The organism is Streptomyces sp. DSM 15324 (assembly GCF_001514285.1).
Taxonomy (GTDB): domain Bacteria; phylum Actinomycetota; class Actinomycetes; order Streptomycetales; family Streptomycetaceae; genus Streptomyces.
In genome coordinates, this window is sequence record NZ_KQ949033.1 from 164,897 (window position 1) to 188,468 (window position 23,572).

The following is a 23,572-nucleotide window of genomic DNA, read 5'->3' on the forward strand; positions in this document are numbered from 1 at the left end:
GTGGTCCAAGGACGTGACGTTCTTCCTGCCTCGCTGAGGGAAACGCCCTGCGGCGCGTGAACGCGGCGAGCCGCTCCTCGCGGACCTGGACACGGCCGGGGTGTCGTCCCGGCACGGGCGTTGCACCATGGCTGCATGCTGCTGACCCGGCTCGCCGCTGTGTCCCGGGAGGTCGCGGCCACCTCGGCGCGCTCCCGCAAGATCGCTCTGCTCGCGGAGCTCTTCCGGGAGACGGAGGCGGACGACGTCCCGATCGTCATCCCTTACCTGGCCGGGCGGCTGCCGCAGGGCCGCCTCGGCGTGGGCTGGAAGGTGCTGAGCCGGCCCATCGAGCCCGCCGGGGCCCCGGCGCTGACCGTGGGTGAGGTCGACGCGCTGCTCGGCGAGCTGGCCAAGGTCTCCGGCCCCGGCTCCCAGACCGAACGCCTGCGGCTGGTCGGCGCGTTGATGGGCGCGGCCACGGCGGACGAGCAGCGGTTCCTGCTCGGGCTGATCACCGGCGAGGTCCGCCAGGGCGCCCTGGACGCGGTGGCGGTGGAGGGCCTGGCGCAGGCGACCGGGGCGCCGCCGGCGGACGTCCGGCGGGCCGTGATGCTCGCGGGGTCCCTCCAGACGGTCGCCGAGCACCTGCTCCGGGACGGGCCCGCCGCGCTGGAGGCGTTCCGGCTGACCGTCGGCCGTCCGGTCCTGCCGATGCTGGCGCACTCCGCGTCCTCCGTGGCCGAGGCGGTCGGCAAGCTCGGCGGCTGCGCGGTGGAGGAGAAGCTGGACGGCATCCGGGTCCAGGTGCACCGGGACGGCGCGGACGTGCGCCTCTACACCCGCACCCTGGACGACATCACCGACCGGCTCCCCGAAGTGACGGCGGCGGTAAAGGAGTTGACCGGGGAGCGGTTCATCCTGGACGGCGAGGTCATCGCCTTCGACGAGGACGGCCGGCCCCGCTCCTTCCAGGAGACGGCCGGGCGGGTCGGTTCCCGGGTGGACGTGGCGGCGGCCGCCCGGTCCGTCCCCGTCTCCCCGGTCTTCTTCGACGCGCTGTCCGTGGCCGACCGGGACCTGCTGGACCTGCCCTTCGCCGAACGGCACACGGAGCTGGCCCTGCTGGTGCCGGAACCGATGCGGGTGCGGCGGACGGTGGTGGACGGTCCCCGGGACCTCCCGGCCGCCGAGGAGTTCCTGGCACGGACCCTCGGACGCGGTCACGAGGGCGTGGTCGTGAAGTCCCTCGACGCCCCCTACAGCGCCGGCCGGCGCGGGGCGTCCTGGCTGAAGGTCAAGCCCGTGCACACCCTCGACCTGGTGGTCCTGGCCGCCGAGTGGGGCCACGGCCGCCGCACCGGCAGGCTCTCCAACCTCCACCTCGGCGCCCGCACCGCCGACGGCGGCTTCGCCATGCTCGGCAAGACCTTCAAGGGCATGACCGACGCGATGCTCGACTGGCAGACGGAACGCCTGCGGCGACTCGCCGTGCGGGACGACGGCCGGGTGGTGACCGTACGCCCCGAACTCGTCGTCGAGATCGCCTACGACGGCCTCCAGCGCTCCACCCGCTACCCGGCCGGCGTCACCCTGCGCTTCGCCCGCGTGGTCCGCTACCGCGAGGACAAACGGCCCTCGGACGCCGATACCGTGGAGACCCTGCTCGCCGCCCACCCGGAGGTGCACCCGTGACCCAGAAGCGCAGTGCGGGCCTGTTGCTGTTCCGGCAGGGCGCGGACGGCACCGAGGTGCTGCTGGGCCACATGGGCGGCCCCTACTTCGCCAGGAAGGACGCCGGGGCCTGGTCGGTCCCCAAGGGCGAGTACGAGCCCGACGAGCCCGCCTGGGACGCGGCCCGCCGCGAGTTCCGCGAGGAGCTGGGGCTGGAGCCGCCCGACGGCGAGGCGATCGACCTCGGGGAGGTCCGGCAGACCAACGGCAAGATCGTCACGGTCTGGGCGATCGAGGCGGACCTGGATCCGGCGACGGCCGTGCCGGGCACCTTCACCATGGAGTGGCCGCCGCACTCCGGACGGATCGAGGAGTTCCCTGAGCTGGACCGGGTGGCCTGGTACACCGTGGCACGCGCCCGCGAACTGATCGTGCCGGCCCAGGCCGCGTTCCTCGACCGCCTGCCGGGGCACTCGCCCTGACGTGCACGCGTTGCGCGCTCCGGTGCGGCGCGGGAAGGTCGAAGCAGGCAGCTCTCCAGGAGGTCGGTCATGCCCATCGCGACGGTGAACCCGGCGGACGGCGAGACGCTCAAGACGTACGAAGCCATGGGCGAGGAGGAGCTGGAACGCCGGCTCCAGCTCGCCGAGGCCACGTTCCGCACGTACCGGCTGAGCAGCTTCACCGACCGCTCACGGCTGCTGCTCCAGGCGGCGAACCTGCTGGAGGAGGACCAGCGGGACATCGCGCGGGTGATGACCACCGAGATGGGCAAGCCGATCCGGCAGGCGCGCGCCGAGGCCGCGAAGTGCGCCAAGGCGATGCGCTGGTACGCCGAGCGGGCGGAGGGGCTGCTCGCGGACGAGCGGCCGGACGAGGCGGACGTGGCGGACTCCGGCGGCACCCGGGCCCTGGTCCGCTACCGGCCGCTGGGGCCGGTGCTCGCCGTGATGCCGTGGAACTTCCCGCTGTGGCAGGTCGTCCGGTTCGCGGCGCCCGCGCTGATGGCGGGGAACGTGGGCCTGCTCAAGCACGCCTCCAACGTCCCGCAGACCGCGCTGTACCTGGAGGACCTCTTCCACCGCGCGGGCTTCACCGAGGGCTGCTTCCAGACCCTGCTGATCGGCTCCGGCGCGGTGGACGAGATCCTGCGCGACGAACGGGTGAAGGCCGCGACCCTCACCGGCAGCGAACCGGCGGGCCGGGCCGTCGCCGCCACTTCCGGGGCGATGGTCAAGAAGACGGTCCTGGAGCTGGGCGGCAGCGACCCGTTCGTCGTCATGCCCTCCGCCGACCTCGACCGGGCCGCGCGGGTCGCGGTGACGGCCCGGGTGCAGAACAACGGTCAGTCCTGCATCGCCGCCAAGCGGTTCATCGTCCACTCGGACGTGTACGACGCGTTCGCGGAGCGCTTCACCGAAGGGATGAAGGCGCTGAAGGTCGGCGACCCGCTGGAGGAGGACACCGACGTCGGTCCGCTGGCGAGCGAACAGGGCCGGGCCGACCTGGAGGAGCTGGTCGACGACGCGCGGCGGGCCGGCGCCGGGGTGCTGTGCGGTGGCGAACGCCCCGACGGGCCCGGCTGGTACTACCCGCCGACGGTCCTGACGGGCCTCACCCGCGAGATGCGCATCCACCGCGAGGAGGCGTTCGGCCCGGTCGCGACGCTGTACCGGGTGGCCGACCTGGACGAGGCGGTACTCCTCGCCAACGACTCGCCGTTCGGCCTGAGTTCGAACGTATGGACGCAGGACGAGGCCGAGGTGGACCGGTTCGCCCGGGATCTGGAGGCCGGCGGTGTGTTCGTGAACGGGATGACCGCCTCCCATCCGGCGTTCCCGTTCGGCGGGGTGAAGCGGTCCGGGTACGGACGTGAGCTGTCCGGGCACGGAATCCGCGAGTTCTGCAACATCACCACGGTTTGGCACGGGGCCTGAGCGCGGCGCGGTTACGATCCCGGGTGTGAACCGCGAAGTGACCCTGCCCCTGATCGTCGACGACCGCGGGACCCTCCAGGTGGCCGCCGCCGAGGTGAGCAGACTGCTCCGCACGCTGGGCGGGAGGTGGCTGCACCTCGTCGAGGCGGGGGCGGAGGATCTCGACGAGGACACGGTGGCCGCGCTGACGATCGAACTGGCCAAGCTGGCGGACCGGATCGACGTGGCGTGCATCGCGCACAGCAGCGGTTCGACGCCGTAGGAGTTCCGGTCTCCTTGCCGGGTGCGGGTGCGTCGTGACAAGCCCCCCACGCGCCCGCGGACCGCGTACTACCGGATGGCCATCCCCGAGAGCGTCCTGGCGATCACCAGCCGCTGGATCTCGCTCGTCCCCTCGAAGATGGTGTAGATCGCGGCATCGCGATGCATCCGCTCGACCGGGTACTCACGGGTGTACCCGTTGCCGCCGAGGATCTGCACGGCCTGCGCCGTGACCTTCTTCGCCGTCTCACTCGCGAACAGCTTCGACATCGAGCCCTCGGCCGCGGTGAACGGCTTGCCGTTGATCGCCATCCAGGAGGCCCGCCACACCAGCAGCCGCGCCGCGTCGATCTGCGTCCGCATGTCGGCGAGCTGGAACGCCACGCCCTGGTTGTCGATGATCGGCCGCCCGAACTGCTCCCGGGTCATGGCGTACTCCAGGGCCACCTCGTACGCGGCACGAGCGGTGCCCACCGCCATCGCACCGACCGCCGGGCGCGAGGCCTCGAACGTGGCCATCGCCGCGTTCTTCACCCGCTCGCCGCCCGCCTTCGCCCGCTCCCGGGCCCGCGCGAGCCGCTCGTCCAGCTTCTCCTTGCCGCCGAGCAGGCAGGAACCGGGAACGCGCACGCCGTCGAGGACGACCTCGGCGGTGTGCGAGGCGCGGATGCCGTGCTTCTTGAACTTCTGGCCCTGGGCGAGGCCGGGCGTACCCGCCGGGACGATGAAGGAGGCGTGGCCCTTGGAGCCCAGGTCGGGGTCGACGACGGCGACCACGACATGGACGTTGGCGATGCCGCCGTTGGTCGCCCAGGTCTTCGTGCCGTTGATCACCCACTCGTCCTTGGCCTCGTCGTAGACGGCACGCGTCCGCATCGAGGCGACGTCGGAGCCGGCGTCGGGCTCGGAGGAGCAGAAGGCGGCGACCTTGACGTCGCTCGCGTCGCCGTACATCTGGGGGATCCAGGTGCCGATCTGTTCCTCGGTGCCGTTCGCGAGGACTCCCACGGCGGCCAGACCCGTGCCCACGATCGACAGGGCGATGCCCGCGTCGCCCCAGAACAGCTCCTCCATGGCCATCGGGATGCCGAGGCCGGTGGGGTCGAAGTACTGCTGCGCGTAGAAGTCGAGGGAGTAGATGCCGACCTTGGCGGCCTCCTGGATGACCGGCCAGGGAGTCTCCTCACGCTCGTCCCATTCGGCGGCCGCGGGACGGATCACGTCTGCGGCGAAACCGTGCAGCCAGTCCCGGACCTCCTTCTGTTCGTCGTTGAGCTCCATGGTGAACTCGGCCATGTCCCCTCCAGCGGCGGGCGTACGTGTTACTAGCGGTAACCCCGAGTCTGTTACTCATGGGTAGGGAAAGTCAACTCCTGACGACGGCCAAGGAGCCCCCAAGCCCGTTCGCTGTCAGGCTGCTGTCGGGTGTTAGTTTGCGCAGGCGGCACCGAAACAGCACGGGTGGGGAGAGCACATGGACACCACGCAGCGGACGGAACAGCAGAAGTCGGCCGACCGCCGACGGCGCGAGTTGCTGGAGGCCGCGGACCGGGTGGTGCTCCGGGACGGGCCGCAGGCGTCGATGAACGCGATCGCGGCGGAGGCCGGCATCACCAAGCCGATCCTCTACCGGCACTTCGGCGACAAGGGCGGACTGTACGCGGCGCTGGCGAAGCGGCACACGGACGCCCTGCTGGACTCACTGCGGGCCGCCCTGGACGCGCCCGCCGAGCGGCGGGAGCGGGTGGAGGCGACCCTCGACACCTACCTCGCCGCCATCGAGGCACGACCCCAGGTGTACCGGTTCCTGATGCACCCCTCCGAAGGCGGACAGGGCGCGGACCAGGGGTTCGACGTGGGCAAGCACAGCGCGCCGCTGCTGCGCAGGATGGGCGAGGAGCTGGCCCAGGTGATCGAGGACCGGCTGGATCTCGGGCCGGAGAGCCAGCGGCTGGCCCGCGTGTGGGGGCACGGGATCGTGGGGATGATGCACGCGGCCGGGGACTGGTGGCTGGGGGAACGGCCGTGTTCCCGGGCGGAGCTGGTACGGAGCCTGGCGGACCTGCTGTGGGGGCGTCTCGCCGCCGCGGGGGACAGAATCGGCGGGCCCGGGTTCTGACCCGCGCCCCCCCGGGGCGGGAGCCCGAGGGAACCCGCGGGAGCCCTCCGCCCTAGCTCCAGGAGGCCCAGCCGACCTGGCGCATCAGTCTGCGCCTGCGCCAGCCCTCCACCCGGTCGGCGTACACCATGCCCTCCAGGTGGTCGCACTCGTGCTGGAGGCAGCGGGCGAAGAATCCCGTGCCGTGGACCGTGACCGGCTCGCCGGTCACGGTCAGGCCCTCGACGACCGCGTGGTCGTACCGCTCCGTGCCCGCCTCCAGGCCCGGCAGGGACAGACAGCCCTCCGGGCCGCGCAGGACGATCCCGTCCGCCTCCACCAGCCGCGGGTTCACGACATGGCCCAGATGGCGGACGTCGTCGTCGTCCGGGCAGTCGTAGACGAAGACCCGCAGGGCTTCGCCGACCTGGTTGGCGGCGAGGCCGACGCCCTCGGCGGCGTACATCGTGGCGAACATGTCCTCGACCAGTCCGGCGAGTCCGGGACCGAAGTCGGTGACCTCCCGGCACGGCTGTGCCAGGACGGGATCGCCGAGGAGCGTGAGGGGCCGGACGCGTCCGTGCGCGCCCCGGATGGAGCCTTGTCGCATGGCGGCAAGGGTACGGTCCCTTCTGACACGCGCATGCCGTGCGGGTGGAGGTGATGCCGCGATTCGGGCCTGTGAAGGGATCTCGATAGGCTGACCCCCTACCACGTTGCCGTACGGCAGAGGCGCGGCGCGTACGCAAGGAGGATCGAGAACTGATGGCAGGCAACTCGGACCCGCTCACGCCGCGGGCCAAGATCGCCGTGACCGCGGGCAAGGCGGTCGCTGCGGCATCGCGCGCGGCCGGACGCGGCAGCGGATCGGTGATCGGTGGCCGGGTGGCACTCAAGCTCGACCCCGATCTCCTCGCCCGGCTCGCCCAGAACCTGGACGTCATCCTGGTGTCGGCGACCAACGGCAAGACCACCACGACCCGGCTCATCGCCGAGGCCCTGCGGGCCGCGGGGCCGGTCGTGTCCAACGCGCTCGGCGCCAACATGCCGGCCGGCATCACCTCGGCGCTCGCGGGCGGCTCGGACTCCAAGTACGGCGTCATCGAGGTCGACGAGAAGTACCTGGCCGGCGTCGCCCGGGACACCGCCCCGAAGTGCATCGCCCTGCTGAACCTCTCCCGCGACCAGCTGGACCGCGCCGCCGAGACCCGGATGCTCGCGGAGAACTGGCGCGAGGGGCTCGCCGGCTCCAAGGCCGTCGTCGTCGCCAACGCCGACGACCCGCTGGTGGTGTGGGCCGCGTCCTCCTCCCCCAACGTGGTGTGGGTGGCCGCGGGGCAGATGTGGAAGGACGACGCCTGGTCGTGCCCGTCCTGCGGCGGCGTCATGCAGCGCCCCGGTGACGACTGGTTCTGCGGCGAGTGCGGGTTCCGCCGGCCGCAGCCGAGCTGGGCGTTGTCCGGGGACCACGTCCTCGACCCGCACGGCTCCGCCTGGCCCATCCACCTCCAGCTCCCCGGACGGGCCAACAAGGCCAACGCCGCCTCCTCGGCCGCCGTCGCCGCCGTGTTCGGCGTGCCGCCGCAGGTCGCGCTGGAGCGCATGTACCAGGTGCAGGCCGTCGCCGGACGCTACGACGTCGTCCAGTTCCAGGGCCGTGACCTCAGGCTGCTGCTCGCCAAGAACCCCGCGGGCTGGCTCGAGACGTTCAGCCTGATCGATCCTGCACCCGCGCCGGTGATCCTCTCGGTGAACGCGCGCGGCGCGGACGGCACCGACACCTCCTGGCTCTGGGACGTCGACTACACGCGGCTGACCGGCCACCCGATCTTCGTCATCGGTGACCGCAAGCTGGACCTCGCGGTGCGTCTCGAGGTGGCGAACCAGCACTTCCAGGTGTGCGACAGCGTCGACCAGGCCGTGCAGCAGTGCCCGCCGGGCCGGATCGAGGTCATCGCGAACTACACCGCGTTCCAGGACCTGCGCCGCCGCGTCGGCAACTGACCACGAAGGACGACCAGTTCATGAGCGACAACCAACTGCGGATCGTCTGGGTCTACCCGGACCTGCTGAGCACCTACGGCGACCAGGGCAACGTCCTGGTCGTGGAGCGCCGCGCCCGCCAGCGCGGCCTCGACGTGGCCCGCCTCGACGTGCGCAGCGACCAGCCGATCCCCACCTCCGGCGACATCTACCTCATCGGCGGCGGCGAGGACCGGCCCCAGCGGCTCGCGGCGGAGCGGCTGCTGCGCGACGGGCACCTGTTCCAGGCGGTGAACAACGGCGCGATCGTGTTCGCGGTCTGCGCCGGGTACCAGATCCTCGGGCACGAGTTCGTCAACGACGTCGGCCAGCGCCAGCCGGGGCTCGGCCTCCTCGACGTCACCACGGTGCGCGGCGAGGGCGAGCGGTGCGTCGGCGACGTGCTCGCCGACATCGACCCCCGGCTCGGGCTGCCGGCCCTGACCGGCTTCGAGAACCACCAGGGCGTCACCCACCTCGGCCCGACCGCCCGCCCGTTCGCCCGCGTCCAGCTCGGCAAGGGCAACGGCACCGGCGACGGGACGGAGGGGGCGTACAACGACACCGTGTTCGGTACGTACATGCACGGACCGGTGCTCGCCCGCAACCCGCTCATCGCGGACCTGCTGCTGAAGCTGGCGCTCGACGTGAACGCGCTGCCGCCGACCGACGACCGGTGGTACGAGGCGCTGCGCAACGAGCGCATCGCATCGGCGCAGCAGCCCGCGTGAGGTGTCCGTTCACCTGCTTTTCGGACCACCGTCAGCAGCCCGTCTGACGGTGCGTCCGCACAGGTGAGCAGGTACGTCCAGCAGGCGGACGCGTGCTTCGGCACCGCCCCTTCCTGCCGCTAGGGTGGCGGGGATCGAGCCGGACGAAGGGGTCCGGATCCGGCCCTCGTGGAGAAGGTTTTTCGGGCTATGCGCATTGGTGTCCTCACGTCCGGCGGCGACTGCCCCGGCCTGAACGCCGTCATCCGGTCCGTCGTGCACCGCGCCGTCGCCGACCACGGCGACGAGGTCATCGGCTTCCGGGACGGCTGGAAGGGCCTCCTGGAGTGCGACTACCTCAAGCTCGACCTGGACGCGGTGGCGGGCATCCTGGCCCGCGGCGGCACGATCCTCGGCTCCTCCCGGGTCCAGCCCTCCCATCTGCGGGACGGCGTGGAGCGGGCGAAGGGCCACGTCCAGGAGCTCGGGCTCGACGCGATCATCCCGATCGGCGGTGAGGGCACCCTCAAGGCGGCCCGGCTGATGTCCGACGCCGGACTGCCGGTCGTCGGCGTGCCGAAGACCATCGACAACGACATCGCCGTCACCGACGTCACCTTCGGCTTCGACACGGCCGTCGGCGTGGCGACCGAGGCGCTCGACCGGCTGAAGACGACCGCCGAGTCCCACCAGCGGGTGCTGGTCGTCGAGGTCATGGGGCGGCACACCGGCTGGATAGCGCTTCAGTCCGGCATGGCGGCGGGCGCCCACGCCATCGTCGTACCGGAGCGGCCCTTCGACATCGAGGAGCTGGCGCGGCGGGTCGGCGCCCGGTTCGAGGCGGGGAAGCGGTTCGCGATCGTCGTCGCCGCGGAGGGCGCCAAGCCCCGCGCCGGGACCATGGACTTCGACGAGGGCGGCAAGGACATCTACGGGCACGAGCGGTTCGCCGGGATCGCCCGTCAGCTCTCCATCGAGCTGGAGGACCGGCTCGGCAAGGAGGCCCGTCCGGTGATCCTCGGACATGTGCAGCGCGGTGGTACGCCGACCGCGTACGACCGGGTGCTGGCGACCCGGTTCGGGTGGCACGCGGTGGAGGCGGCGCACCGGGGGGAGTTCGGGAAGATGACGGCCCTGCGCGGGACGGACATCGTGATGGTGTCGCTGGCGGAGGCCGTGGAGACGCTCAAGACCGTCCCCGCGCAGCGGTACGCCGAGGCGGAGACGGTGCTCTAGCCTTCCGCCCCCGGTGACAGTGATCGCCGGGGGCGGTTCTAGTCTTGGGGCGGCAGGAAACGTACAACCCCCCACGAATCAGGAGCCGCCCACCATGGATCACAGCGGGCACGGCATGCATACGGATCTACTGCCGTTCACGCTGGGGCGGGGGCTTCAGTGGTCGGCGGACCCCTTCTTCCTGGTGGCCTGTCTGGCCGGGCTGGGGCTGTACGGGTGGGGTGTGGTGCGGCTGCGGCGGCGGGGGGACGCCTGGTCGGCCGGGCGGACCGTGTCGTTCGTCGTCGGCGTCCTCACGATCATGCTGGTGATGTGCACCCGGCTGAACGACTACGGGATGGTCATGTTCAGCGTGCACATGGTGCAGCACATGGTCATCAGCATGCTGTCGCCGATCCTGATCCTGCTGGGGGCGCCGATGACGCTGGCGCTGCGGGCGCTGCCGGCGGCCGGCGGGGGGCGCAAGGGGCCGCGGGAGCTGCTGCTGATGCTGCTGCACAGCCGGTACATGCGGATCATCACGCATCCGGCGTTCACCATCCCGCTGTTCATCGCCTCGCTGTACGCGCTGTACTTCAGCCCCCTCTTCGACTTCCTGATGGGCTCGAAGGTCGGGCACATCGCGATGATGGTGCACTTCCTCGCGGTGGGCGTGGTGTTCTTCTGGCCGATCATCGGGGTGGACCCGGGGCCGCACCGCCCCGGGCATCTGATGCGGATGCTGGAGCTGTTCGCCGGGATGCCGTTCCACGCGTTCTTCGGGATCGCTCTGATGATGGCGTCCGAGCCGATGGTCGACACGTTCCGCGAGACGCCCGCCTCGCTCGGCATCGACGCGCTGTCCGACCAGAGCGCCGCGGGCGGCATCGCGTGGGCGTTCAGTGAGATCCCGTCCGTGCTGGTGCTGATCGCGCTGCTGTTCCAGTGGTACGGCTCCGAGCAGCGGCAGGCCAAGCGCAAGGACCGCGCCGCCGACCGGGACGGCGACAAGGAGCTGGAGGCGTACAACGCCTATCTCGCCTCGCTGAACACCCGGGGACGCTGAGGGGGACGCGGTCCGCGGTGCGGCGGGGCACCATGGAGGGGGACGCGCCCGGTGGCGGGCGGCCCTGAGGAGGGTGTCGCGATGGCAGGTTCCACGGACAGTTCCACGAGGACGATGGGGGTGCTCACCGTCGGCGCGCTGGTCGCGGTGACCGCCTACACGGTGGCGCTCGGCAGCAACGGCTGGCTGTGGTTCGGCTGGGTCGTGCTCGGTCTGATCACGCTGGCGATGATCGTGCTGAAGACCGGCTGATCAGCCCGGCCCGAGACGGGCCGCCGAGTGGACGCCCGGCTGGTACTTCGGCAGCCGGGCGGTGATCTTCATGCCCGCCCCGACGGCCGTCTCGATGACGAGGCCGTAGTCGTCGCCGTACACCTGGCGCAGCCGGTCGTCCACGTTGGACAGGCCGATGCCGCCGGAGGGGCTGACCTCGCCGGCCAGGATGCGGCGCAGCAGGACCGGGTCCATGCCGGCGCCGTCGTCCTCGATCACGACCAGGGCCTCGGCTCCGGCGTCCTGGGCGGTGATCTGGATGTGGCACTTGTCCGTCTTGCCCTCCAGGCCGTGCTTGACGGCGTTCTCCACCAGCGGCTGGAGACAGAGGAAGGGCAGGGCGACGGGGAGGACCTCCGGGGCGATCTGGAGGGTGACGGCGAGGCGGTCGCCGAAGCGCGCGCGGACCAGGGCGAGGTAGTGGTCGATGGCGTGGAGCTCGTCGGCGAGGGTGGTGAAGTCGCCGTGCCGGCGGAACGAGTAGCGGGTGAAGTCGGCGAACTCCAGGAGCAGCTCGCGGGCGCGTTCGGGGTCGGTGCGGACGAAGGACGCGATCACGGCGAGCGAGTTGAAGACGAAGTGCGGGGAGATCTGCGCGCGCAGGGCCTTGATCTCCGCCTCGATGAGCTTCGTACGGGACTGGTCGAGATCGGCGAGTTCCAGCTGGACACTGACCCAGCGGGCCACCTCGCCCGCGGCGCGGACCAGGACCGCCGACTCGCGGGGCGCGCAGGTGACGAGGGCGCCGTGCACACGGTCGTCGACGGTGAGGGGGGCGACCACGGCCCAGCGGACCGGGCAGTCGGCGTGGTCGCAGGTGAGCCGGAAGGCCTCGCCGCGGCCGCTGTCCAGGGGGGCGGCGAGGCGTTCCATGATCTCGGTGCGGTGGTGGGCGCCCACGCCGTCCCAGGCGAGGACCCGCTCGCGGTCGGTGAGGCAGAGGGCGTCCGTGCCGAGCAGGGTGCGCAGTCTGCGGGCGGACTTGCGGGCCGTCTCCTCGGTCAGCCCCGCCCGGAGCGGGGGTGCGGCGAGCGAGGCGGTGTGCAGGGTCTGGAAGGTGGCGTGCTCGACGGGCGTGCCGAGGCCGGCCTGACGGTCGGGACGCGCGGTACGACGCCCCAGCCAGAAGCCGAGCGCGAGGAAGGGGAGGATGGCGATGAACACCCCGGCCAGAAACCCACTCACGCGGTGCCCTCGGGCACGACGGACTCCGCGGGGGCGGTCCGCTCGGCGGGGGCCGTGCGCTCGTGGGGGGCGGTGCGCTCGTCGGGCGCGGTCCCCTCGGCGGGGGCCGTGCGCTCCGCGAAGGCCGTGCGCTCGTCGGCGGCCGTGCGCTCCGCGAAGGCCGTGCGCTCGTCGAGGGCCGTCTGCTGCGCGGCGGCCGTGCGCTCCGCGAAGGCGGTCCGCTCGTCGGGGGCGGCCCGCTCGGCGGGGGCCGTGCGCTCCGCGAAGGCCGTGGGCTCGTCGGGGGCCGTGCGCTGCGCTGCGGCCATGCGCTCCGCAGGCGCGGTCCGCGCGTCGCGCGCAGTCCGCTCCCCGGGGGCCGTCCGCTCGTCGCGCGCAGTCCGCCCCGTGGGCGCCGTCCGTCCCGGCATAGAGGTCCTGCGCTCCACCTCGGGGGCCGTCCGCTCCCCGGGCGTCGTCCGCTCGTCCCACGCAGTCCGCCCCGTGGGCGCCGTCCGCCCCTGTATGGGGGGCCTGCGCTCAACGACGGGGGCCGTCCGCCCCGTGGGCGCCTTGTGCTCCTGCGGGAGCCTGCGTTGTTCGGGCATCCGGTGCTCCTCCGACGTTCCCTGCTCGTCTCCGGTGCCCGGATCCTGCGGCACCCGGCGCTCCGCCGACGCGGGGGCGAGGGGCTGGGCGGTATCGGCATCGGCTTCGAGCCGCTCCGCCGGGACCCACCGCTCCTCCCCGCTCCCCGGTTCCGCTCTCCCGCGTTCCTCCGAGCCGAGTTCCTCCGGGAGGTGGAAGCGGGCCAGGATCGCTGCCGTGCCAGGGGGGACGCGGGTCGGGGTGGTCAGGGAGACCAGGATCATCGTGAGGAAGCCCAGCGGCACCGACCACAGCGCCGGCCAGGCGAGGAGCGCGTGCAGCCCGCCGGTGGCCGGCAGGCCGGCCATGGTGACGGCGACCGCGAGGAACGCCGATCCGCCGCCGACGACCATCCCGGCGACCGCCCCGGGCGGGGTCAGCCGGCGCCACCAGATGCCGAGGACGAGCAGGGGGCAGAAGGAGGACGCCGACACCGCGAACGCGAGACCCACCGCGTCGGCCACCGGCAGCCCGCCCACCAGCAGGCTCGCGGCGAGCGGTACGGCCATGGCGAGCGCGGTGCCGAGCCGGAAGTGCCGTACCCCGCGGGTCGGCAGCACGTCCTGGGTGAGGACGCCCGCGACCGCCATGGTGAGCCCGGACGCCGTGGAGAGGAACGCGGCGAAGGCGCCCCCGGCGACCAGCGCGCCGAGCAGGTCGCCGCCGACGCCGCCGATCATCCGGTCCGGCAGCAGTAGGACGGCCGCGTCGGCGTCGCCGGTGAGGGCCAGCTCGGGGGTGTACAGGCGGGCGAGGGCGCCGTACAGGGGCGGAAGCAGGTAGAAGACGCCGATCAGGGCGAGGACGGCGACCGTGGTGCGGCGGGCGGCGACCCCGTGCGGGCTGGTGTAGAAGCGGACGACGACGTGCGGCAGGCCCATCGTGCCGAGGAAGGTGGCGAGGATCAGGCCGTACGTGGCGTACAGCGGACGTTCCTGGCGGCCCGCGGCGAGGGAGGTGGACATGCCGCCGGTGCTGCCGCGCTCGGCGGTGGGGACGGGGCTGCCCTCGGCGAAGGTGAGGCGGGTGCCCCGTTCGATGCGGTGGGTGCCGGCGGCCAGGCGCAGCGCGGTGTTCTCGTGCCGGCGGCCGTCGACCGTGCCGTCGGCCGTCACGGTCAGCGGACGGTCGAGCCGCAGGTCGAGGGTGTCGTCGACGCGGACGGTGCGCTGCTCCCGGAAGGCGGCGGGTTCCGCGAAGGCGTGCCGGGCCGTGCCGTCGCCCTGCCAGGCGAGCACCAGGAAGAGGGCGGGGACGAGCAGGGCGGTGAGCTTGAGCCAGTACTGGAAGGCCTGCACGAAGGTGATGCTGCGCATCCCGCCCGCGGCGACGGTCGCGGCGACGACGACCGCGACGATCAGTCCGCCGAGGGAGTCCGGCGCACCGGTGAGGACCGTCAGTGTCAGGCCGGCCCCCTGGAGCTGCGGCAGCAGGTACAGCCAGCCGACGCCGACGACGAGCGTGCCCGCGACCCGGCGGACGGTGGGGGAGGCGAGCCGGGCCTCGGCGAAGTCGGGCAGCGTGTAGGCGCCGGAGCGGCGCAGCGGGGCGGCGACGAACAGCAGCAGGACGAGGTAGCCGGCGGTGTAGCCGACGGGGTACCAGAGCATGTCGGGGCCCTGGACCAGGACCAGGCCCGCGATGCCGAGGAAGGAGGCGGCGGAGAGGTACTCGCCGCTGATGGCGGCCGCGTTGAGGCGGGGGCCGACGGTGCGCGAGGCGACGTAGAAGTCCGAGGTGGTGCGGGAGATCCTGAGTCCGAAGGCGCCGACCAGGACGGTCGCGACCACCACCAGGGCGACGGCGGGCACGGCGTACGCCGAGTTCATCGGTGCGGCCCCTACCGGTCTTCGACCAGCCGGACGAAGTCCCGTTCGTTGCGTTCGGCGCGGCGGACGTACCAGCGGGCCAGCAGCACGAGCGGGAGGTAGAGGCAGAAGCCGAGGACCGCCCAGGCGAGGCGGTGGGCGTCGGGCATCGCCGCGAAGAGCAGCGGCAGCGGGCCGACGAGGAGGGCGAGGACGGCGAACACCACGAGGGCGGCGCGCAGTTGGGAGCGCATGAGGGAGCGGACGTAGGTGTGGCCGAGGGTGGTCTGCTCGTCGATCTCGGTACGGGGGCGGTAGTAGCCCGAGGCGCGGCCGGTGCGGCGGGGCGGGCCGCTGACGACGACGCGCCGCTCGGCGGGGTCCTGCGGCATGGTCACGGCCTCCTCATCAGCAGGTCCCGCAGTTCGCGGGCGTGGCGGCGGCTGACCTGGAGTTCCTCGCTGCCGACCAGGACGCTGACCGAGCCGGCGTCCAGGCGGAGTTCGCCTATGTGGCGCAGGGCGACGAGGTGGCGGCGGTGGATGCGGACGAATCCGCGGGCGCGCCAGCGTTCCTCCAGGGTGGACAGGGGGATGCGGACGAGGTGGTTGCCGCGGTCGGTGTGCAGCCGGGCGTAGTCGCCGTGGGCCTCGGCATGGGTGATGTCGTCCACGGCGACGAACCGGGTCACCCCGCCGAGCTCGACGGGTATGTGGTCGGGGTCGGGCTCGTGGACGGGGATGCGGGGCGCGGTGCCGCGCAGTTCCGCGGCCCGGCGTACGGCCTCGGCGAGGCGTTCCTTGCGGACGGGCTTGAGGACGTAGTCGACGGCCTTGAGGTCGAAGGCCTGGACGGCGAAGTCCTCGTGGGCGGTGACGAACACGACCAGCGGCGGGCGGGCGAAGCCGGTCAGGAGCCGGGCCAGGTCGAGGCCGTCGAGGCCGGGCATCTGGATGTCGAGGAAGACGACGTCGATGGCCTCGGGGCCGTGCGGTCCGGACTCCAGGGCACGGTTGATGCGGCGGAGCGCCTCGGTCGCGTCGCCGGCGCCCTCCACGCTGCCGATGCGGGGATCGGCGTTGAGCAGGTACAGCAGTTCCTCGAGCGAGGGGCGTTCGTCGTCGACGGCGAGGGCGCGCAGCATGAACGTGGAGTGTAGGGGCGATCGGCACGGCTGGACATGTGCCGGGGTGTGGACGTTTCCGCTGGATACAGTGCCCGCATGAACAGCGGCACTGCCCCTTTCGACGATCTCGACCGGAAGATCGTCACCGCTCTGATGGCGAACGCCCGGACGAGTTTCGCGGAGATCGGCTCGGCGGTCGGCCTGTCGGCTACGGCCGTGAAACGCCGGGTGGACCGGTTGCGGGACACCGGGGTGATCACAGGGTTCACGGCCACGGTGAAGCCGGCGGCGCTCGGCTGGCGCACGGAGGCGTACGTGGAGGTGTACTGCGAGGGCGCGGCCCCACCGCGGCGGCTCGCGGAGGTGGTGCGCAACCATCCGGAGATCACGGCGGCGATGACGGTGACGGGCGGGGCGGACGCCCTGCTGCACGTGCGGGCGCGGGACGTGGAGCACTTCGAGGAGGTGCTGGAGCGGATCCGGGTGGAGCCGTTCATCCGCAAGACGATCAGCGTGATGGTGCTGTCGCACCTGCTGCCGGACAGTCCGGAGGCGGGAGCCACCCAGGTGGCCCCGGACGACGCAGGGAACGTGCGCGGACCGGCCTGAACACGCAGCATTCCTGCGTGAACACGCAGCGTTCGTTCCTTGTAGCGCTCCGCTGTCGGTTCTTACCTTGGGGACATGCCCGACAGTGTGACGACCGGCCGCAGGCCGAGCGCCCGGCGCTTTCTCGTCTGTGAACCCAGACACTTCGCCGTGCGGTACGCGATCAATCCCTGGATGCGTCCCGACACACCCGTGGACGTGGACCTCGCCCAGGAGCAGTGGCAGACGCTGATCCGCGCCTACCGCTCCCACGGGCACACCGTCGACACCGTGGATCCGGCGCCCGGACTGCCGGACATGGTGTTCGCCGCGAACTCCGCGGTCGTCGTGGCCGGCCGGGTCTTCGGCTCGCTGTTCCACGCGCCGGAGCGGCGTCCCGAGTCCGCCCTCTACGACAGCTGGTTCAAGACCGCCGGCTACGAGGTGCACCGCCCCGAGCACGTCTGCGAGGGCGAGGGCGACCTGGTGTGGACCGGCCGGTACGTGCTGGCCGGCACCGGGTTCCGCACGACGCGTGAGGCGCACCGCGAGGTGCAGGAGTTCTTCGGTCACCCGGTGATCAGCCTGACGCTGGTGGACCCGCACTTCTACCACCTGGACACGGCACTGTTCGTGCTGGACGACGACAACATCTCCTACTACCCCGAGGCGTTCTCGCCGGGCAGCCGTGAGGTGCTGGCCCGGCTCTACCCGGACGCGGTGCTCGCGACGCGTGACGACGCGATGGCGTTCGGTCTGAACTCGGTCTCCGACGGCCGCCATGTGTTCATCGCGCCCCGGGCCGAGGCCCTCGCCGCCCGGCTGACCGAGCGCGGCTACGTCCCCGTCCCCGTCGACCTGTCGGAGTTCCAGAAGGCCGGCGGTGGCATCAAGTGCTGCACTCAGGAGATCCGCTCATGACCGCACCCGTCGTTCCCGCGCGCTCGCCCGAGGCGGCTGCCGCCGTCGTGTCCGAGACCGCCCCCGCGCGGTCCTCCGCCGAGCTGATCCGCGCCGAGGAACCGGTCCTCGCGCACAACTACCATCCGCTGCCCGTGGTCGTCGCGCGTGCGGAGGGCACCTGGGTGGAGGACGTCGAGGGCCGCCGCTACCTCGACATGCTGGCCGGGTACTCGGCCCTCAACTTCGGTCACCGGCACCCGCGGTTGATCGAGGCGGCGCACCGCCAGCTCGACCGGCTCACCCTCACCTCCCGCGCCTTCCACAACGACCGGCTCGCCGGATTCGCCGAGCGGCTGGCTCAGTTGACCGGCCTGGACATGGTGCTGCCGATGAACACCGGCGCGGAGGCGGTGGAGAGCGGCATCAAGGTGGCCCGCAAGTGGGCCTACGAGGTGAAGGGCGTTCCCGCCGACCGGGCGACGATCGTGGTGGCGGCGGAGAACTTCCACGGCCGTACGACGACGATCGTGAGCTTCTCGACCGACGAGACGGCACGGACGGGCTTCGGCCCGTTCGCCCCGGGCTTCCGGATCGTGCCGTACAACGACCTGGCGGCGCTGCAGGCGGCGGTCGACGAGACGACGGCCGCGGTGCTGATCGAGCCGATCCAGGGCGAGGCGGGCGTGGTCGTCCCCGACGACGGCTATCTGGCCGGGGTGCGGGAGCTGACCCGGCGGGCGAACTGCCTGTTCGTCGCGGACGAGATCCAGTCCGGGTTGGGCCGCACCGGCCGGACCCTCGCGGTGGAGCACGAGGGGGTCGTCCCCGACGTCGTGCTGCTCGGCAAGGCGCTCGGCGGGGGGATCGTACCGGTGTCGGCGGTGGTGGGGCGGCGCGAGGTGCTGTCGGTGCTGCGGCCGGGCGAGCACGGCTCGACGTTCGGCGGCAATCCGCTGGCGGCGGCGGTCGGCACGGCGGTGGTGGACCTGCTGGAGACGGGTGAGTTCCAGCGGCGGGCGACGGAGCTGGGGGCCGTGCTGCGGGACGGTCTGACCGCTCTGGTCGGCAAGGGCGTCGTCGGTTTCCGGTCCCGGGGTCTGTGGGCGGGCGTCGACATCGACCCGGCCCTCGGCAGCGGCCGTGAGGTCAGCGAGCGGCTGATGCGGGAGGGGGTGCTGGTCAAGGACACCCATGGCTCCACCGTCCGGCTGGCGCCGCCGCTGACGATCACGGCCGAGGAACTGGGGTCGGCGCTGGCGGCGTTGGAGCGGGTGCTGACGCGGGGGGCCTGAGCCGCCGGCTCCCGGGTGGCCCGGTCGCTGTCGTGCGGGCAGGGTGAAGATTGGGTCAGGAGGTGGTAGACCACTCTCAGCGACAGAGAGGTCGACCGTGGGCACACACGACGAGGACGGCGTTGCCCGCCGGCGGTTCGACGTGGCGGACGCCGCGCCCCTGCTGCTCGACGGCCGGGGCGTGGTGACGAGTTGGACCAGGGAGGCCGCACGCCTGCTGGGCTACACGGCGGCGGACGCGGTGGGCCGGGACCTGGCCGGGCTGCTGACACCCGGGGACGCCGGCCGGGTGGCGGAGATTCTCGACCGGTGCCGGCGGGACGGCGGCTGGAGCGGGCTGCTGTCCGCCCGGCGCGGGGACGGCCGGCCGGTGCCGGTGATGGCCCGGATCACCTGTGCGGACGAGCCGGGCGGCGCCGACCGCAGGCTCGTCCTGCTGAGCGAGATGGGGGACGCCCCCGGCTGGACGATGAGCCGCTCGGTCCTGGAGCAGATGGTGTCCGACTCGCCGATCGGCATCGCCATCGTGGACACCGATCTGCGGTTCGTGTGGTCCAACGACGCGCTCGCCCGGTTCGGCGGCGGCCGGCCCGAGGAGCGGCTGGGGCTGCGGCTCGGGGACGTCCAGCCGGGGCTGGACGCCGAGGCGGCGGAGGCGCAGATGCGGCGGGTGCTGGCCGACGGCGCGACCGTCGTCGGCTTCGAGCACGTCGGGCATCTGCGGACCGCGCCGCACCGGGAGACGGCGCAGGTGCTGTCGTTCACCCGGTTGGAGGACGACCACGGCAATCCGGTGGGCGTCTACTACACGGTCGTCGACATCACCGACCGCCACCGCGCCCGGCAGCGGCTCGCGCTGCTGGACCGTGCGGGCCGCTCGATCGGCAGCAGCCTGGACATCGCCCGCACCGCCCAGGAACTGGCCGACGCGGCCGTCCCGGGCTTCGCCGACGCGGTCGCCGTGGACCTGCCGGCCCCGGTCCTGCACGGCGCGGAACCCCTCTTGGACCCCACCGGCCCGGTGCCGCTGCACCGCGCGGGCGTTCGCGTCACCGAACCGGTCTCCCCTCTCGACACGGCCCCGCCGCCCGGGACAGCGCCCTCGCCCGAGGCCGCCCCGCCACCGGGCGCCCTCCCCTCGGCCCCCGTCGGCGCCGTCGGCCACCCCGCCGACTCGCCCCCCGTGCGCTGTCTCCTCACCGGGCGGCCCTGGCGGGGGGAGCGGCTCGACGTGGCGGCGGAGCCGTGGCTGCGGAACCTGCCCGTCGTGCCCGTCCCGGGTGAGCCGGTGAGCGTGCTGATCGTCCCGGTGCGGGCCCGGGGCGCCACGCTCGGGGTGACCATGTTCCTGCGGCGCGGGCCGCGGGAGCCCTTCGACGCCGATGACCTGGCGCTGGCGGAGGACCTGGTCTCGCGGGCCGCGGTGTGCGTGGACAACGCCCGCCGGTACACACGGGAACGCGACGCGGCCCTGGTGCTCCAGCGCAATCTGCTCCCCCACCGGCTGCCCGAGCAGGACGCGGTCGAGGTGGCCGCCTGCTACCGGCCCGCCGACGAGCTGACCGGCCTCGGCGGCGACTGGTACGACCTGATCCCGCTGTGCGCGGCGCGGGTGGCGCTGGTGGTGGGCGAGGTGCCCGGGCACGGCATCGACGCCGCCGCCGCCATGGGACGCGTACGCACCGCCGTACGCACCCTCGCGGCCCTGGATCTGCCGCCGGAGGAGGTCCTCGCCCATCTGGACGACCTGGTGGCGCGCATGGCCCGCGAGGAGGGGCTGGACGCGGGCACCCAGGCGCAGGGGGCGGGGTGCGTGTACGTCGTGTACGACCCCGTGGACGGCCGGTGCACGATGGCCGCCGCCGGGCATCCCGCCCCGGCGGTCGTGCTGCCCGACGGGGAGGTCACCTTCGTGGACCTGCCGCAGGGGTCCGCGCTGGGCCTGGGCGGACCGCCGTTCGAGTCGGCGCAGCTGACCCTGCCCGAGGGCAGCACCCTCGCGCTGCACACCGACGGCCTGCTGGCCCAGGGCTCGGAGTGGGCGCTGGACACCGGCCGCACCCGGCTGCGGCGGGCCCTGGAGCGGCGGTCGCCCGGCCTGGACCTGACGTGCCGGGCCGTGATCGAGGCGCTCGTCCCGGCGCGTCCGTACGACGACGTGGCCCTGCTGATGGCCCGTACCCGCAGACTGTCCCCCGACCGGGTCGCCGACTGGGAGCTGCCCGCCGACCCGGCCGCGGTCGCCGAGGCACGCAGGACCGCGAGCCGGCGGCTGGCGGAGTGGGGGCTGCCCGAGCTGTCGTTCACCACCGAGCTGGTCGTGAGCGAGCTGGTCACCAACGCCATCCGGTACGCCGTCGGCCCGATCCGGCTGCGGCTGATCCGGGAGCGCTCGCTGGTCTGCGAGGTCTTCGACGGCGGCGCCACCGCCCCGCATCTGCGCCATCCGCGCACCACGGACGAGGGCGGCCGCGGGCTGCTGCTGGTCTCCCAGGTCACCGAGCGCTGGGGCACCCGTTTCCTCGGCGAGGGGAAGATCATCTGGGCCGAGCAGTCGCTCACCGACCCGGGCGTGTGACGCACGGACCCCGTACGTCACACCTCGTGCGAAAATTACCCCAACCGGGTGAATGCCGACATGGTGCGGACCGGCGTACCGGCATACCGTGACACCGGCGGATGGGGCGCGGGCATGAACGACACGGCGATCGACTACGCGGCGGTGTTCCAGTGCCTGCCCGGCATGGTGGCGCTGCTGACGCCCGACCTGGTGTACGCGGACGTCAACGAGGAGTTCCTGCGCGTGGCGGGCCGACGACGCGAGCAGATGGTCGGCCGCCATCTCTTCGAGGTGTTCCCGGACAACCCCAACGACCCGGGCGCGAGCGGGGTCCGCAACCTGGAGGCCTCGCTGCGCCGGGTGCTGGCCACCGGCGAGCGCGACGCGATGGCCCTCCAGCGCTACGACGTGCAGGACCCCGAGCGGCCCGGGGAGTGGGACGAGCGGTACTGGAGCCCGGTCAACGCGCCCGTGCTCGGCCCCGACGGTTCCGTGGTGCTCCTGGTGCACCGTGTGGAGGAGGTGACCGAGCTGATCCGGGCCCGTGGATCACGGAGCGCGGGAGGTCCCGGGAGCCGGACAAGGGTCCTGGAGGCCGAGCTGTACACCCGCGCCCGCGAGCTGCAGGAGGTCAACGAGCGGCTGCGGCAGTCGCACGCCCGGGAACGCGAGGTGGCCCTCGCGCTGCAGGAGGCGATGCTGCCCGCCCGTCGTCAGGTCGGCCACCATCACGCGGCGGTGCGCTACCGCCCGGCGGTCGGCTCGCTGAACGTGTGCGGGGACTGGTACGACCTGGTCGACCTGGTCGGCGGCAACCGGATCGGCGTGTCGGTCGGGGACGTCGTGGGGCACGGTCTGGAGGCCGCGGGGGTGATGGGCCAGCTGCGCAGCGCGCTCAGCGCCGCCTCCCGGGTCGCGGAGGGTCCCGCCGAGGCGCTCAATGTGCTGGGCCGGTACGCGCACGTCGTGGACGGCGCCGAGTCGGCGACCGCGGTCACCACGTTCATCGACTTCGACCGGCACACCATCACCTACAGCAGCGCCGGCCATCCCCCGCCGGCGCTGGTCCACCCCGGCGGCCGGGTGGAGTTCCTCGACCGGGCCACCGACCCGCCGCTGGACGCCCGCCCGACGCCGATGCCGCGGCCCCAGGAGTGCGCCGCCTACGACCACGGGGCCACCCTCGTGCTGTACACGGACGGGCTGGTGGAGCGGCGGCAGGAGGACATCGACACCGGTCTGCGGCGGCTCGCCGAGGCCCTGGCCCGGCACCGGGACGCGGACCCGGAGGCCCTCGCCGACTCCGTCCTGCTCGAACTGCTCCCGCCGGGCGGCGCGACCGACGACACGGCCCTGGTCGTCGTACGGCTGTGAGGGGCCCGCGACAACCCGCGCCGCGGACTTGCTGAGCGGCCACCGGCGGCAGGAACCTGGTGCCGCGGCCGATCGTCGCGGATCCACCGGAGTGAGGAGCTACCCCTTGTTCTACTACGTGCTCAAGTACGTCTTGCTGGGCCCGTTGTTGAAGCTGGCCTTCCGCCCGCGCATCGAGGGCCTGGAGCACGTGCCGGAGTCGGGGGCGGCGATCGTCGCCGGCAACCACCTGTCCTTCTCCGACCACTTCCTGATGCCGGCGGTCCTCAAGCGGCGCATCACCTTCCTCGCGAAGGCGGAGTACTTCACCGGGCCGGGCATCAAGGGCAGACTCACGGCCTACTTCTTCCGCAGCGCGGGCCAGATCCCGGTGGACCGTTCGGGCAAGGAGGCCGGGCAGGCGGCGATCCGCGAGGGCCTCGGGGTGCTCGGCAAGGACGAGTTGCTGGGCATCTACCCGGAGGGCACCCGTTCGCACGACGGACGTCTGTACAAGGGCAAGGTCGGGGTCGCGGTGATGGCGCTGAGGGCCGGGGTGCCGGTGATCCCGTGCGCGATGATCGGCACCTTCGAGGCGCAGCCGCCCGGCAAGATCGTCCCCAATCTCCACCCGGTGGTGATCCGCTTCGGCAAGCCGCTGGACTTCTCCCGCTATGCCGGCATGGAGAACGAGAAGGCGATCCTGCGGGCGATCACCGACGAGATCATGTACGCGATCCTGAAGCTGTCGCAGCAGGAGTACGTCGACGAGTACGCGGCGGTGGTGAAGGCGCAGGAGGCCGCGGCGACGGAGAAGCAGCGCAAGTTCCCCCGGATACCGCTGAGCTGACGCGGGGCCCAAGACGTGAAGGGGCGGCCGGAGGTGTTCCGGCCG

General features: G+C 72.7%; 21 protein-coding genes and 1 pseudogene. 16 read left to right on the top strand and 6 right to left on the bottom strand.

The genetic code is table 11. The features are described from left to right. The first annotated feature begins 135 nt into the window (after positions 1-135). The 4 genes from AQJ58_RS30535 to AQJ58_RS30550 all read left to right on the top strand — a co-directional run bounded on the left by AQJ58_RS30535 (position 136) and on the right by AQJ58_RS30550 (position 3,852). On the top strand, positions 136-1,674 hold the full coding sequence (locus AQJ58_RS30535) for an ATP-dependent DNA ligase (protein ID WP_067255977.1): 1,539 nt from the start codon (positions 136-138) through the stop codon (positions 1,672-1,674). Continuing rightward, positions 1,671-2,135 (top strand): NUDIX hydrolase, encoded by a 465-nt coding sequence (locus tag AQJ58_RS30540; RefSeq protein WP_067255978.1) that lies wholly within the window; start codon positions 1,671-1,673, stop codon positions 2,133-2,135. The genes AQJ58_RS30535 and AQJ58_RS30540 overlap by 4 nt, the downstream gene beginning before the upstream one ends. A gap of 69 nt (positions 2,136-2,204) precedes the next feature. Continuing rightward, positions 2,205-3,590 (top strand): NADP-dependent succinic semialdehyde dehydrogenase, encoded by a 1,386-nt coding sequence (locus AQJ58_RS30545; RefSeq protein ID WP_067255980.1) that lies wholly within the window; start codon positions 2,205-2,207, stop codon positions 3,588-3,590. 25 nt (positions 3,591-3,615) lie between these two features. Then, complete coding sequence (locus AQJ58_RS30550; protein ID WP_067255981.1) at positions 3,616-3,852, top strand: DUF6213 family protein; 237 nt, start codon at positions 3,616-3,618, stop codon at positions 3,850-3,852. 68 nt (positions 3,853-3,920) lie between these two features. On the opposite strand, the gene AQJ58_RS30555 is transcribed toward AQJ58_RS30550, so the two are convergent. Next, positions 3,921-5,147: an acyl-CoA dehydrogenase family protein gene (locus AQJ58_RS30555; RefSeq protein WP_067255983.1), complete on the bottom strand. Its 1,227-nt coding sequence runs from the start codon at positions 5,145-5,147 to the stop codon at positions 3,921-3,923. A 178-nt stretch (positions 5,148-5,325) separates the two neighbouring features. Here AQJ58_RS30555 and AQJ58_RS30560 point away from each other — a divergent pair, with 178 nt between their 5' ends. Next, positions 5,326-5,970, top strand: a complete 645-nt coding sequence (locus tag AQJ58_RS30560) for a TetR/AcrR family transcriptional regulator (protein WP_067255984.1) — start codon at positions 5,326-5,328, stop codon at positions 5,968-5,970. Positions 5,971-6,022: 52 nt separating this feature from the next. Here AQJ58_RS30560 and def read toward each other — a convergent pair whose 3' ends face one another. Next, positions 6,023-6,559: a peptide deformylase gene (gene def, locus AQJ58_RS30565; RefSeq protein WP_067255986.1), complete on the bottom strand. Its 537-nt coding sequence runs from the start codon at positions 6,557-6,559 to the stop codon at positions 6,023-6,025. A gap of 155 nt (positions 6,560-6,714) precedes the next feature. On the opposite strand from def, the gene AQJ58_RS30570 reads away from it, so the two are divergent. The 5 genes from AQJ58_RS30570 (at position 6,715) to AQJ58_RS42910 (ending at position 11,214) form a co-directional block, all read left to right on the top strand. Further along, the gene (locus AQJ58_RS30570) at positions 6,715-7,953 is read left to right on the top strand and encodes a MurT ligase domain-containing protein (protein WP_067255988.1); all 1,239 of its coding nucleotides are present in this window, start codon (positions 6,715-6,717) and stop codon (positions 7,951-7,953) included. A 20-nt stretch (positions 7,954-7,973) separates the two neighbouring features. Beyond that, positions 7,974-8,702, top strand: coding sequence for a type 1 glutamine amidotransferase (locus AQJ58_RS30575; RefSeq protein ID WP_067255990.1), 729 nt, complete (start codon positions 7,974-7,976; stop codon positions 8,700-8,702). Positions 8,703-8,891: 189 nt separating this feature from the next. After that, positions 8,892-9,917, top strand: coding sequence for a 6-phosphofructokinase (locus AQJ58_RS30580; protein WP_067255992.1), 1,026 nt, complete (start codon positions 8,892-8,894; stop codon positions 9,915-9,917). A gap of 94 nt (positions 9,918-10,011) precedes the next feature. Next, the gene (locus AQJ58_RS30585; protein WP_067255993.1) at positions 10,012-10,962 is read left to right on the top strand and encodes a cytochrome c oxidase assembly protein; all 951 of its coding nucleotides are present in this window, start codon (positions 10,012-10,014) and stop codon (positions 10,960-10,962) included. 81 nt (positions 10,963-11,043) lie between these two features. Beyond that, complete coding sequence (locus tag AQJ58_RS42910; protein WP_107122195.1) at positions 11,044-11,214, top strand: hypothetical protein; 171 nt, start codon at positions 11,044-11,046, stop codon at positions 11,212-11,214. On the opposite strand, the gene AQJ58_RS30590 is transcribed toward AQJ58_RS42910, so the two are convergent. From AQJ58_RS30590 to AQJ58_RS30605, 4 genes and pseudogenes are all read right to left on the bottom strand, one after another. Then, positions 11,215-12,420, bottom strand: a complete 1,206-nt coding sequence (locus AQJ58_RS30590) for a sensor histidine kinase (RefSeq protein WP_067255995.1) — start codon at positions 12,418-12,420, stop codon at positions 11,215-11,217. Positions 12,421-13,175: 755 nt separating this feature from the next. Then, positions 13,176-14,876, bottom strand: a pseudogene (locus AQJ58_RS30595) (cation acetate symporter); the annotation flags it as partial. An 11-nt stretch (positions 14,877-14,887) separates the two neighbouring features. Continuing rightward, a complete protein-coding gene (locus AQJ58_RS30600) occupies positions 14,888-15,247 on the bottom strand; it encodes a hypothetical protein (protein WP_067255997.1) in 360 nt (119 codons plus the stop codon). A gap of 2 nt (positions 15,248-15,249) precedes the next feature. Continuing rightward, complete coding sequence (locus AQJ58_RS30605) at positions 15,250-15,999, bottom strand: LytR/AlgR family response regulator transcription factor (RefSeq protein ID WP_067255999.1); 750 nt, start codon at positions 15,997-15,999, stop codon at positions 15,250-15,252. A 78-nt stretch (positions 16,000-16,077) separates the two neighbouring features. On the opposite strand from AQJ58_RS30605, the gene AQJ58_RS30610 reads away from it, so the two are divergent. From AQJ58_RS30610 to AQJ58_RS30635, 6 genes are all read left to right on the top strand, one after another. After that, a complete protein-coding gene (locus tag AQJ58_RS30610) occupies positions 16,078-16,590 on the top strand; it encodes an Lrp/AsnC family transcriptional regulator (RefSeq protein ID WP_067256001.1) in 513 nt (170 codons plus the stop codon). A 75-nt stretch (positions 16,591-16,665) separates the two neighbouring features. Further along, complete coding sequence (ddaH, locus tag AQJ58_RS30615) at positions 16,666-17,490, top strand: dimethylargininase (protein WP_107122196.1); 825 nt, start codon at positions 16,666-16,668, stop codon at positions 17,488-17,490. Then, complete coding sequence (gene rocD, locus AQJ58_RS30620) at positions 17,487-18,764, top strand: ornithine--oxo-acid transaminase (RefSeq protein ID WP_067256003.1); 1,278 nt, start codon at positions 17,487-17,489, stop codon at positions 18,762-18,764. Before ddaH ends, rocD begins: the two co-directional genes overlap by 4 nt. Positions 18,765-18,861: 97 nt before the next feature. Then, a complete protein-coding gene (locus AQJ58_RS30625; RefSeq protein WP_067256004.1) occupies positions 18,862-21,342 on the top strand; it encodes a SpoIIE family protein phosphatase in 2,481 nt (826 codons plus the stop codon). A 114-nt stretch (positions 21,343-21,456) separates the two neighbouring features. After that, positions 21,457-22,698 (top strand): PP2C family protein-serine/threonine phosphatase, encoded by a 1,242-nt coding sequence (locus AQJ58_RS30630; protein ID WP_067256296.1) that lies wholly within the window; start codon positions 21,457-21,459, stop codon positions 22,696-22,698. A gap of 106 nt (positions 22,699-22,804) precedes the next feature. Continuing rightward, positions 22,805-23,527, top strand: a complete 723-nt coding sequence (locus tag AQJ58_RS30635) for a lysophospholipid acyltransferase family protein (RefSeq protein ID WP_067256006.1) — start codon at positions 22,805-22,807, stop codon at positions 23,525-23,527. The last annotated feature ends 45 nt before the right edge of the window (positions 23,528-23,572 follow it).

Coding starts and splice junctions, on each gene's coding strand:
- AQJ58_RS30570 (WP_067255988.1), top strand. CDS start 6,715: ATGGCAGGCAACTCGGACCCGCTCACGCCGCGGGCCAAGATCGCCGTG.
- AQJ58_RS30610 (WP_067256001.1), top strand. CDS start 16,078: ATGAACAGCGGCACTGCCCCTTTCGACGATCTCGACCGGAAGATCGTC.
- AQJ58_RS30600 (WP_067255997.1), bottom strand. CDS start 15,247: ATGCCGCAGGACCCCGCCGAGCGGCGCGTCGTCGTCAGCGGCCCGCCC.
- AQJ58_RS30605 (WP_067255999.1), bottom strand. CDS start 15,999: ATGCTGCGCGCCCTCGCCGTCGACGACGAACGCCCCTCGCTCGAGGAA.
- rocD (WP_067256003.1), top strand. CDS start 17,487: ATGACCGCACCCGTCGTTCCCGCGCGCTCGCCCGAGGCGGCTGCCGCC.
- AQJ58_RS30630 (WP_067256296.1), top strand. CDS start 21,457: ATGAACGACACGGCGATCGACTACGCGGCGGTGTTCCAGTGCCTGCCC.
- AQJ58_RS30555 (WP_067255983.1), bottom strand. CDS start 5,147: ATGGCCGAGTTCACCATGGAGCTCAACGACGAACAGAAGGAGGTCCGG.
- AQJ58_RS30560 (WP_067255984.1), top strand. CDS start 5,326: ATGGACACCACGCAGCGGACGGAACAGCAGAAGTCGGCCGACCGCCGA.
- def (WP_067255986.1), bottom strand. CDS start 6,559: ATGCGACAAGGCTCCATCCGGGGCGCGCACGGACGCGTCCGGCCCCTC.
- AQJ58_RS30575 (WP_067255990.1), top strand. CDS start 7,974: ATGAGCGACAACCAACTGCGGATCGTCTGGGTCTACCCGGACCTGCTG.
- AQJ58_RS30535 (WP_067255977.1), top strand. CDS start 136: ATGCTGCTGACCCGGCTCGCCGCTGTGTCCCGGGAGGTCGCGGCCACC.
- AQJ58_RS30585 (WP_067255993.1), top strand. CDS start 10,012: ATGGATCACAGCGGGCACGGCATGCATACGGATCTACTGCCGTTCACG.
- ddaH (WP_107122196.1), top strand. CDS start 16,666: ATGCCCGACAGTGTGACGACCGGCCGCAGGCCGAGCGCCCGGCGCTTT.
- AQJ58_RS30580 (WP_067255992.1), top strand. CDS start 8,892: ATGCGCATTGGTGTCCTCACGTCCGGCGGCGACTGCCCCGGCCTGAAC.
- AQJ58_RS42910 (WP_107122195.1), top strand. CDS start 11,044: ATGGCAGGTTCCACGGACAGTTCCACGAGGACGATGGGGGTGCTCACC.
- AQJ58_RS30545 (WP_067255980.1), top strand. CDS start 2,205: ATGCCCATCGCGACGGTGAACCCGGCGGACGGCGAGACGCTCAAGACG.